The 11,294-nt window shown below is 39.1% G+C and carries 10 protein-coding genes and 1 riboswitch; of the genes, 6 read left to right on the top strand and 4 right to left on the bottom strand.

Annotation, left to right across the window (positions count from 1 at the left end; all coding sequences use genetic code 11):
- Positions 1–107 precede the first annotated feature (107 nt).
- From cysC to QGM71_RS20965, 4 genes are read right to left on the bottom strand one after another with little or no spacing between them, the layout of a single operon-like run.
- Complete coding sequence (gene cysC, locus QGM71_RS20980) at positions 108–707, bottom strand: adenylyl-sulfate kinase (protein ID WP_327609505.1); 600 nt, start codon at positions 705–707, stop codon at positions 108–110.
- Positions 707–1,861 (bottom strand): sulfate adenylyltransferase, encoded by a 1,155-nt coding sequence (gene sat / locus QGM71_RS20975; protein WP_327609504.1) that lies wholly within the window; start codon positions 1,859–1,861, stop codon positions 707–709. Before sat ends, cysC begins: the two co-directional genes overlap by 1 nt.
- A complete protein-coding gene (locus tag QGM71_RS20970; protein WP_327609503.1) occupies positions 1,857–2,939 on the bottom strand; it encodes an inorganic phosphate transporter in 1,083 nt (360 codons plus the stop codon). The genes sat and QGM71_RS20970 overlap by 5 nt, the downstream gene beginning before the upstream one ends.
- A gap of 16 nt (positions 2,940–2,955) precedes the next feature.
- A complete protein-coding gene (locus QGM71_RS20965; RefSeq protein WP_327609502.1) occupies positions 2,956–3,669 on the bottom strand; it encodes a phosphoadenylyl-sulfate reductase in 714 nt (237 codons plus the stop codon).
- 238 nt (positions 3,670–3,907) lie between these two features.
- Here QGM71_RS20965 and QGM71_RS20960 point away from each other — a divergent pair, with 238 nt between their 5' ends.
- The 6 genes from QGM71_RS20960 to QGM71_RS20935 all read left to right on the top strand — a co-directional run bounded on the left by QGM71_RS20960 (position 3,908) and on the right by QGM71_RS20935 (position 11,178).
- A complete protein-coding gene (locus QGM71_RS20960; protein ID WP_327609501.1) occupies positions 3,908–4,600 on the top strand; it encodes a 2-phosphosulfolactate phosphatase in 693 nt (230 codons plus the stop codon).
- Positions 4,597–5,361 (top strand): phosphosulfolactate synthase, encoded by a 765-nt coding sequence (locus QGM71_RS20955; RefSeq protein ID WP_327609500.1) that lies wholly within the window; start codon positions 4,597–4,599, stop codon positions 5,359–5,361. The genes QGM71_RS20960 and QGM71_RS20955 overlap by 4 nt, the downstream gene beginning before the upstream one ends.
- Positions 5,362–5,405: 44 nt before the next feature.
- Positions 5,406–5,804, top strand: a complete 399-nt coding sequence (locus QGM71_RS20950) for a VOC family protein (protein ID WP_327609499.1) — start codon at positions 5,406–5,408, stop codon at positions 5,802–5,804.
- A 260-nt stretch (positions 5,805–6,064) separates the two neighbouring features.
- A complete protein-coding gene (locus QGM71_RS20945) occupies positions 6,065–8,776 on the top strand; it encodes a UPF0182 family membrane protein (protein WP_407703071.1) in 2,712 nt (903 codons plus the stop codon).
- Between the two features lie 154 nt (positions 8,777–8,930).
- Positions 8,931–9,038, top strand: a riboswitch (SAM riboswitch).
- Between the two features lie 165 nt (positions 9,039–9,203).
- Positions 9,204–9,755, top strand: coding sequence for an NADPH-dependent FMN reductase (gene ssuE / locus QGM71_RS20940; protein WP_327609497.1), 552 nt, complete (start codon positions 9,204–9,206; stop codon positions 9,753–9,755).
- A gap of 43 nt (positions 9,756–9,798) precedes the next feature.
- The gene (locus tag QGM71_RS20935) at positions 9,799–11,178 is read left to right on the top strand and encodes an LLM class flavin-dependent oxidoreductase (protein ID WP_327609496.1); all 1,380 of its coding nucleotides are present in this window, start codon (positions 9,799–9,801) and stop codon (positions 11,176–11,178) included.
- Positions 11,179–11,294 lie beyond the last annotated feature (116 nt).

The following is an 11,294-nucleotide window of genomic DNA, read 5'->3' as shown; positions in this document are numbered from 1 at the left end:
GACCGCGGGAAAAAATAGGTTGAACGCTGAATGAAAGCAGGGATAGTTTAAAGTATATATTTGAGCAGCCTTCTGATCGAAGGCTGTTCTCATTCCTGCTATACGCTTTATATAATACCTTTTTGTTCCAGATAACTGAAAATTTCTTTGGCAGATTCCCGTACCGTAGATTGATCTGTGTTTATTGTCAGATCCGGATTGATTGGTGCTTCATATGGGGAGTCAATGCCGGTGAAATCATGAATTTTCCCATTTCTGGCTTTTTGATATAACCCCTTTGGATCTCGTGCTTCACATACTTCGAATGGACAGTCAACAAAAACTTCAATAAACTCTCCCTCTTCAAAAATACTTCTCATTTCATCACGGTCCCTTCGAAAAGGCGATATGAAGGCGGTTATCACAATTTGCCCACTGTCTACAAATAGTTTTGCAACTTCCCCAACTCTCCTAATATTCTCTTCCCGGTCTTTTGGGCTGAACCCTAGTTCCTTGTTCAGCCCATGTCTTACATTATCTCCGTCAAGTACATAGCTTCTGATTCCTGCTTCATACAGTTGTAGATCAAGCTCATTTGCAAGCGTGGATTTACCAGAACCGGAAAAACCGGTAAACCACAATGTACAGCTTTTATGATTGTTTAACTGCTGACGTTCCTTTTTTGTTACGGCAGATTGATGCCAAACGATATGTGATTGAGTCACTATTATTTCCCCGTTTCTATTAACGTTTTAGATAAGCCTTCGATTAGTTTAGATGCAACCTCTGGGCGACTGAACTGTTTTGGTGGCAATTTACCTTCACTAAGCATTGCTCTAACCTTTGTACCTGAAAGGGATACATGATCATTGGAATCATGCGGGCATGTTTTGGACGTTCCCATACTTTCACATTTCTTACAGTAAAAACTGTTTTCAAAGCAAAAAATATGGATGCCTAACTCCTCATCAGTAAAATGCTGGAATATTTTCTGTGCGTCATAGGTTCCATAGTAATTACCGACGCCAGCGTGATCACGTCCGACGATAAAATGGGTACATCCATAATTTTTTCGGACTAACGCATGAAATATAGCTTCTCTCGGGCCAGCATATCGCATGGCAGCTGGAAATACAGAGAGAAATACCCGGTGCTTTGGATAATAGTTATCCAGTAAGATCTGGTAGCATTCCATTCGTAATTCACTTGGAATATCCTCTGCTTTTGTTTCTCCAACAAGTGGATGGAGCAGTAGTCCGTCGACTGTTTCCAATGCTGACTTCTGAATATATTCATGAGCTCGGTGGACAGGATTTCTTGTTTGAAATCCAACAATTGTCTGCCATTCCAGTTGCTCAAATCTTGCCCGTGTTTCAGCAGGCTCTAAATAGTATTCTTGAAATTTAGTCCTCTTTGGATAGCGAAGCAATGTTATTGGGCCGCCCAGGTATATGTTAGGACGCTCCAAAAGCTTCCGTACTCCCGGATGTTCCGGGTCTGTAGTTTGATAGACGAGCTTTGCTTCTTCCTGTTTATTGGGAGTAAACATATCGCTGACTGATAACACACCATAAATAATGCCGTCATGAACTAAGTTAACTGTTTCTCCAATTTCTATCATACTTGCTTTTTTTGCCTCAATCGGCAGTGTAATGGGGATACTCCAGGGAAGGTTATTTGGGAGTCTTATAGAATGAACAACCGAATCATACTCTTTTTTATTCATAAACCCAGTTAAAGGACTATATGCTCCATTCGCAATCATTTCAAGGTCACTTAAAGCAATGGGATCTAAGTTTACTTCTGTGTTTGCGGTGTTAACTTGATAATTTTTATTAATCCTGTTTACTAGTAAACCACCATGAGGTTTATTCATATTAATTACCTCCTATTTTTTTCGGTACAACTTTTTCTTGATACATTTTTTCAGTCGGATTCCACAAGGTTAGTAAATAGGCAACTACAATTAGGCCAAATGCTGGTGCTAATCCTGAAAAATCAAGGTCAATAAACACTTTGACTAAATTATAGGAAATGACAAGGGAAAAAATCGGGGAGAAAACCCAGGTTTTTATTAGTTTTGCAATGATCGCCTTTCTAAATATTTCCTTGCCTTTATCGGAAGCTCCGACTCCTAAAATACTGCAGGTTGTTACTTGGGTGTGGGGAACAGGTATGCCAAATATGGAAGCAGCAATTACTAATGATGCACCAATACCGGATACGGCACCACCCTGCAGTAAACTGAGGTTTGTTATTCGCTTGCCATTCGTTTCGACGACCTTTCCACCAAGAAACAATGCCCCAAGTGCAACGAACAAACCCCCGGTGATGGTTCCCTGATTCACGGTTATAAGACCAGATGCAACAAGTGGACCGACTGAATTGGCCACATTATTCATTCCTGCTGAAAATGCTTCCAGAAACCCGGTCAGAATTACAATAACAGCTAAGATTTTTGGCCATCTTCCCTTAGTAAGAAAGGCGTATTTTCTCGTAACAACGGCTATTCCTTTATTCGTCACATATGCCAGGAGAAAGGCAACAAAGGGGAGAAAAATCCAGTACATAACAATAGTAACGAGTGTCTCAACATACAGTACATTAAATGCAATGCCAACACCTACTACTGCGCCAACGGTAACTTCACTTGTAGAAAGCGGGATACCGCTTAGATTTGCAATAAACAGAGAAACCGAGGCAGAACTAAGGATGATGAGCGCAACCTGAGCAGATACGATGCTTTCCGGAATGATTTCCGAGCCAAGTGTTTTCACGACTTCTCCTCCACCAATTGCAGCCCCGAGGAACACGCCAATAGCACAAATAGCTAATGCTAATCGCTTATTTTTTATTGCGCCTGACCCGTAGGCAATTCCCATCGAAGCCGCAGCACCACTCGCCCCAATATTTACAGCGAAAAAGAAGGCTGTTAGAAATAAGAGGATTATAATTATCAATGTAAACAGCTCCTACTTAAGCTTGGTGGAGCCCACACTCTTTTTTTTCAAAATCTGCCCATCTGCCAGACCGGGTATTTTGATCATCGCCTGTTACTGGGAGGGTGCACATCTCACAACCAATACTGGGGTAATTTTTATCATGCAATTCATTATAATGGAGGTTATTCAGTTTAATATATTCCCAGACATCATCCCATTTCCAGTGAATTAGGGGACATATCTTCACTCGTTTGAACCGTTCATCTTTATTTACATATTCTGTGTTTTGTCTGCTGATCGATTGTTCTCTCCGTAATCCGGAAAACCAGGCATCTGCATTTTTCAGCTCCTTTTCCAAGGGTTCTATTTTTCTGAGGTGACAGCACAGGTTTGGCTTGTGTTCCCATAACTTGCTTTCATATTTAACTGCTTGTTGATCTAATGTTAAAGAGGATTTGAGTATTTTTATGTTAAGTTTCGGATAGCTTAGTTTCACTTCATCAATTAGGGAATAGGTTTCTTTAAAGTGCAAATCCGTATCCAGAAAGACTACAGTTGCATATGGATTCACTTTATAAATTAAATCAATGAGAACTATCCCCTCTGCTCCAAAGCTGCAGGAATATATTATTCTTTCTCTATAGGTATCAAAGGCCCACTTAATTACCTCCATAAAATCTCCTGGATTGTTATTTATTTGTGCCTGTAAGTGGTGATCCCATCTATCGTAGGTCAGTTCGCTCTCCATATCTTCCCCTCACTTTATTCTGAATTTCCAATATATTTTTTTCGAAAGAATTTATATAGGTATTCGCCCTAAAGTAAATGTATTCAGTTGAACAGCATAGTGTTAAAGGAGTAAGAGCCCATTTCATTGAAAATAGAAGATTTACTAGGGTATGTAACGAATATGTACTGGGCGAATATACATGGTGTATGTTCCTCGCGAGCAGGAAATCCTAAAATTGCAGATAGGGGATATGCCGATGCAGATCACTATATATCAGGGCAGAAAATCTCCACCGATCTCTGCCGATATTACGATTGTAATTGATGTTATTCGTGCATTTACAGTTGCTCATTATGCCTTTATAAATGGGGCTTCCTGCATATTTCTTGCAGAAACAACGAAGCAGGCCTTTCAACTGAAAGAGGAAAAACCTGATTATCTGTTGGCTGGTGAGGAGGATGGCCTGGCCATAGAGGGCTTTGATTTAGATAATTCTCCATATAAAGTAAGTAAAGAAAATCTTTTCCGAAAAACACTGATTCAAAAGACAACTAATGGTGTTCGAGCTACCTTAAATTGTTTGCAATCAAAACACCTCTTTGTTACTGGATTTACAAATGCGAGAAACACAGCAGAATTTATTAAAAAGAAATTGGTGGATGGAAGAAAGAAAACCATTCATATCATCGCATCCCATCCGAGCGGGGATGACGATCTTGCTTGTGCCGAGTATATTAAAGCAATACTAGAAGACTCAAATGCTGTTTCTTCTCAGAAAGCAATAGAAAGAATTAGACACTCCCATGTGGCTGATAAATTTTTTGACATGGAGAATGATGCATTTGCATCAGTGGATGTTGATTATTGTTTAAGGGAGCTGCATTCAGATTTCGTAATGAAAATAAATAAGACGTGTAAAATTCCGATGATTGAGAGGGTCTATAAATGATGAAGCCAGAGTTAATTTTACCAGCAAGGGAAGTGAAGCCAAGAGATAAAGGGTTAACTGTCTTAATTGACAATGGAGCGCCGTTGAATTTATTCAAGGATACTATTAACAGCGCAAGTGACTATATTGATTTCGTTAAATTTGGTTGGGGTACGTCACTTGTAACAACTTTTATACAGCAAAAGATAGATTATCTGGGTGTTCATAATGTTGAGTATTTTTTTGGGGGAACGTTATTTGAAAAGTTTTTAAATAAGGATAAAATAGATGACTTTTATAACTACTGCAAGCAATTTAACTGTAACTATATTGAGATTTCCAACGGGACTGTGGCACTATCCAATACAAATAAAGCAAGGTTCATCCGCGATTTTGCAACAGAATTTACAGTTTTTAGCGAAGTGGGCAATAAAGATGCTTCCAAATCCAGGGATCAGAGTTCAGCTGAATGGATTGAATACATTCATGAGGATATGGAGGCCGGTGCAAAGAAAGTGATCACAGAAGCGAGAGAAAGTGGTACTGGTGGAATATGTCAGGAAGACGGAAAAGTGCGAACAGACATTTTTGAACAACTCACGGATTCTGGTATTTCGTTTGAACAGTTAATTTTTGAAGCGCCAACTAAAGCAATGCAAACTTTTTTTATTCAACAAGTGGGTTCGAATGTCAATCTTGCCAATATTCCTTTATCAGATGTTATTTCTTTAGAAACATTACGTTTAGGGTTGCGATCGGACACGTTTTATCTGGATGTGTAGAAGTTAAGCTAACTAAGGCTCATTTTTTTCGAGGAGGAATTGGTATGAGAGAAACAAATAAAGTGTTTCATTTAGCGATCCCATGTAAGGAGTTGGATGAAACTGCAGACTTTTATGAAAAATTGGGATGCAGAATGGCAAGAAGATATAATGATCGGGTAACATTTGATTTTTTTGGTGACCAGGTAGTTTGTCATTTAAACCCAGATAGTATAGATGAAATGCCTCAAATGTATCCACGTCATTTTGGGGTTACCTTTTTGGATAAGGAAGAATATGATCAGGCGCTGAAATGTGCAATTAGAGAAAAATTACCATTTTTTAAAGAACAAATGATACGTTTTGAAGGAAAACAAGAGGAACATATGACATTTTTCCTGGTGGACCCAGCTAATAACTTATTGGAATTCAAGTATTATCATGACCCTGTAATGGCTTATTAACGTAATTTGGATTAGTTGAGAAATACCTCCTGATCAGGCGATAAAATATAAAGATGGATGGAGATAAATTAGCTGCAGGAGGGGACCACACTGTTTGGTTCTCTCCATTTCTATTCAGGTTATTGATATGCTGATTTACTGTTTGCAAAAAAATACTGCTGGATTTATCTGGGGAAAGAAAGTATTCCGGATTTCTGTTATCATAGATAAGGATAATACTAGTTTCATAGGGGGTTGACCATTTGGATTTTAGAGAAAAAATGAATGTAAAACAAATTGAGAAGTGGAAGCGGATCGGTAATCGGATCGGCGTTATACTGGGTATCCTGGTATTACTCTTTATTTTGTCCTTATTCGCTTTTGATTGGATCACAGATTACATATGGATGAGTACACTTGGCTTTAGTGATGTGTATACTACTATTTTGGGAAGTAAAGTATTGCTTGGTGCTATAGGGTTTTTCCTGTTTTTTGCACTTAGTTATTTAACACTTTCATGGATACGAAAGTCATATATTAATCATTTCGACCAGCACCAGCTGCCACCAGTTGTACTGAACCGGAAAATGAGTAATCTTATCATATTTGCTGCTGCACTATTTATTGGAGCAATTGGCAGCAGTATTGTGCAGGGGATAGGTTGGGAGCCATTCCTGAAATTACTGAATCATGCAACATTTGGTGAAACCGATCCTTATTTTAACATGGATATTTCATTCTATTTATTTATCCTGCCATTTGTAGAGTTTGTTATTTATCTCTTGCTTGGCTTTAGTATCTTCTTCTTGATTCTGGAGGCAGGTGCTTATTCTGTTTTCAATATGTACCGAATGAGCCGTTCAGCCCAGCTGCACATGGGCATAACACTTGGATTCATTGGCTTGCTTCTGGCTGGCCTGCATCTATTGGCGCCATATGGCACGCTTTTGACAAATAATGTGAATATATTTCAGGAGAGTGTAGTGCATGGCTTAAGTTATACAGACCAGCTTATTAATATTCCGAAATCGTATATTCTGGCAGCTGCAGCAATCATTGGAACGATTTGGATGATCATTTCACTGAACCGTGGAAAGTTAGTTTCGATGGCTGTTCCAGTAGTTGTTTACTTGGTACTGGTAATAGCAGGTCAAATAACTTCCGCACTTGTACAGAATTATGTTGTTTCACCTAATGAATTCTCTAAAGAAACCCCTTATCTGGAGCATAACCTTTCTTTTACGAGGGATGCTTATGATTTAGATCGTATCGAAGAAAAAGAACACCCGGGTAATGATTCCCTGGACGCAGAAATGATCGAGCGAAATCAACTGACTATTGATAACGTACGAGTTAATGATTCAAGACCATTGCTCGATATATATAATCAACTGCAGACATTTCGTACGTATTATCGATTTAATGATATTGATATTGATCGTTATGAAATTGATGGAGAGTACGAGCAGGTCTTTATTGGTGCAAGAGAATTAAGTACAGGAGACCTGCCATCACAGGCACAAACATGGGTTAACCAAAACTTGAGATATACCCATGGGTACGGGGTGGCGATGAGTCATGTTAATAAGGTTACCAGGCAGGGTCAACCCGAATATATGTTGAGCAATCTGCCGCCAAAAGGCGTGCTGGATATAACGCGTCCACAGATTTACTTTGGCGAAGAACCTTATGGAAATGTTATTGTTGGGACAAAAGTTGATGAATTTGATTACCCGTCAGGTGATGAAAACATCTCCTCCCGTTTTGAAGGAGATTCAGGAATTCCTTTAGCTGGGATCAATCGGCTGTTGTTTTCCTTGAGTGAAGGCTCTTTCAGAATGCTGGTGTCTGACCAAATAACGGAGGAAAGCCAATTGCTGGAGACACGTAATATTATGGAGAGGGTAAAGCGAATCGCACCGTTTTTCCAATATGATCAAGATCCATATATTTTTGTCAGGGATGATGGCAGTCTTGCTTGGATTATAGACGCTTATTTAACGGCCGAACGTTATCCATATGCAGAGTCACATAAAGGCAATGAAAATTATATTCGAAATTCGGTAAAAGTAGTCATTGATGCTTATACTGGGGAAGTGGATTTTTATATTGTAGATCCGGATGAGCCATTGCTGCAAACCTATCAGAATATATTCCCTGATTTATTTACGGAAGAGATACCAGAAGATGTGCAAGCGCATTTCCGTTATCCTGAAATGTTGTTTTCCATCCAGGCTGCTATGTTTGGAACATATCATATGTCTAATTTAGAAGTATTCTATAATCGGGAAGATTTTTGGCAATTTCCCACTGAAAAATATTTCAATAAAGACGTAGACGTTGAACCTTACTATATCACCATGAAGTTACCTGAATATGATGAAGAAGAATTTATTCTTATGATGCCATATACGCCAAGAAATCGTCAAAACATGGTTGCGTGGATGGGTGTTCGGAATGATGGAGATAATTATGGAGAACTGTTTGTTTACCAGTTCCCTAAACAAAAAAATGTGTATGGACCGCAACAAATAGAGAACCGGATAAATCAGGACAGTACGATCTCCCAACAGTTGAATTTATGGTCACAAGGCGGATCAGAGGTTATACGGGGAAATCTGTTAGCAATTCCAATTGAGGATACGGTCATGTATGTAGAACCGATTTATATTGAATCATCCAATGCAACATCACTACCTGAAGTTAAACAAATTGTCATTGCATATGAAGATCATATTGTAATGGAAGAAAACTTTGACATTGCCCTTGAGCGGATGCTCGCACTGATTGACCCAGAAGTGCAAGTTGAAGTGGATGAAGAAGCTGCTGAGGGAACAGAAGATCCAGTACAGGTCATTACTGGTGCAGAAGAAACGCTACTCGAGTTCTCGGATTTGTTTAATGCTTATCAGAATGCATTATCTCAAGGAAACTGGGAAGAAGCTGGAGAGATTATGACTGAAATAGAAAATATGTTAAGCGAAGTTGAATAAGTATTATAGGAAGGCGCTCCAGTTAGTTGGAGCGCTTTTGTTCGTTGTATGGACTGTAATATATTGAATATGTTATTGGCAATTTTAAGTTAATTCTAAATTCATACTTGATTTATCGGATTAATTCGAATACACTATATCTAATAATTAAATATTCTTATCAAGAGAAGCTGAGGGAACTGGCCCTATGAAGCTTCAGCAACCTCTGACATATGTCAGAAAGGTGCTAATTCCAGCGGGAGCAATTCTTGAGAGATAAGAGTGGAAATAACTAAAATGGAACAGCCCTCTTTTCTCATTAAAGAAAAGGGGGCTATTTTGTGGAAATATACAGTTAGGCATAGCTAGTTCAAGAAGTCCAGTGAAAAAATGACACATCGAATTAGAACACGACTATAAAAAATTGCGAAAAGAAAGGTTGATCGTCATGAGTGACATCGTTATTTTATCAGGAAGTCCCTCTGAATATTCCCGGTCTGATAAAGTGCTGAAATACTTAGGAGACTTAATTCAAGATGAAAATTTCAAGGTAAGTCATATTTCCGTAAAAGATGCACCACATAAAGACATATTTCAGGGGAATTTTGAAAGTCCGGCTATCAAAGAAATTGCGACATTAATACAGAATGCTAGAGGAGTTATTGTTGGATCTCCGGTTTATAAAGGCGCTTATTCTGGAGTTCTCAAAGCATTAATTGATGTACTCCCACAGGATGTGTTGCAACATACGCCAGTATTACCATTAATGACAGGCGGAAGTATGTCCCACCTCCTGGCGCTTGAGTATACATTGAAACCAGTGCTGGCAACATTAAAAGGCCATAATTTAAAAGGACTTTACTTACTTGATAGTCAAATAGATAAAAATAAGAAAAATCCAATTATAGATGAGGATCTATTAGGACGTACAAAAAAGCAGCTTTATTACTTTCTCGAATTAGTAAACAATCAAAATCCGGTAGTCTCATCAACTTACTAAGTATCTGTAAACATGAACAATAACCTAAAGGAGGAAAAATAATATGGCAAAAAGAAGAATTTATTTGAATGCTTTTGATATGAACTGTGCTGGTCATCAGTCTCCGGGCTTATGGACCCATCCGGAAGATGAGTCCCACCGTTATAAAGATAGCGAGTATTGGATTGAACTTGCTAAAACATTGGAGAAAGGACGATTTGATGCTGTTTTCATTGCAGATGTGCTGGGTACGTATGATGTTTATGAAGGATCAAGAGATGCAGCAGTGCGTCAGGGGGCACAATCCCCAGTTAATGACCCGTTATTAGTTGTACCGTTAATGGCTGCAGTAACAAAGCATCTCGGATTTGGTGTGACAGCTTCAGTTACGCATGAGCATCCCTATCCATTTGCTCGCAGGATGACTACATTAGATCATTTGACGAAGGGACGTGTGGGCTGGAACATTGTCACCTCCTACCTGAAAAGTGCAGCAGTTAATATGGGTTTGGAAGATCAAATGAAACATGATGAGCGGTATGATTTAGCGGCAGAATACTTGGATGTGTGCTATAAACTATGGGAAGGAAGCTGGGAAAAGGATGCAGTTAAGTTGGATAAAGAAAACGGTATTTTCACTGATCCCAGCAAAGTACATGATATTCATCATGAAGGGAAATACTTTAAAGTCCCTGGCGCCCATTTAAGCGAGCCATCACTCCAACGGACACCTGTCATTTATCAAGCGGGAGCATCTGCGAAAGGTCGTGCATTTGCAGCTGAAAACGCAGAATGTGTTTTTATTGGTTCACCAACATTAACCGTAGCTAAAGAGACGGTTAAACGGCTGCGGGATGATATCGAGAAAACTGGGAGATCACAAGAAGAAGTCAAAATTCTTACGATGTTTACACCGATCGTCGGCAGAACGGAAGAAGAAGCTCATGCGAAATATAATGAGTATAAGAATCATATCAGCCATGAAGGAGCATTAGCTTTATTTGGTGGTTGGACCGGAATAGATTTATCCGAATATGACTCAGATCAGGTTATCAGTTATATAGAGAATGATTCGATTCGTTCAGCGCTTGAAGGTTTTACAAAAATAGACCCTAATAAACAATGGACAGTTGAAGAGATCAAGAACTTTGTAGGTATTGGCGGCATGAGCGCCTATGCTGTCGGATCACCCGAACAAATTGCCGATACGATGGAGGAATGGGTTAATGAAGCTGGAGTGGATGGATTTAATATTGCCTATGCAATAACTCCCGGCACGTTTAAAGACTTCATTGAATATGTAGTACCAATTCTACAAGAAAGAGGTTTGGTTCAAAAAGAGTATGAAGGAACTACATTAAGAGATAATCTGTTTGGTCGTGGCGAGGAATTGCCAGATCATCATCCGGGAAAAAGGACAAAAGAGGTGTTGGCAAAACAGTAATTACCTTATGAAACTGGCATGCTGACTAGTAGTTGCACTTCTTTGAAAAAAGAGCCCTGTATCCTTAACCTTTGTCTATTCAGTCCCTAGGGAGGAAAGAAACCACGGGATGAATA

It is taken from the genome of Virgibacillus tibetensis (assembly GCF_036026595.1).
Classification (GTDB): domain Bacteria; phylum Bacillota; class Bacilli; order Bacillales; family Amphibacillaceae; genus Virgibacillus_P; species Virgibacillus_P tibetensis.
Note: the sequence above shows the minus strand (reverse complement) of the source record. Positions and strands in the feature narration are given on the sequence as shown.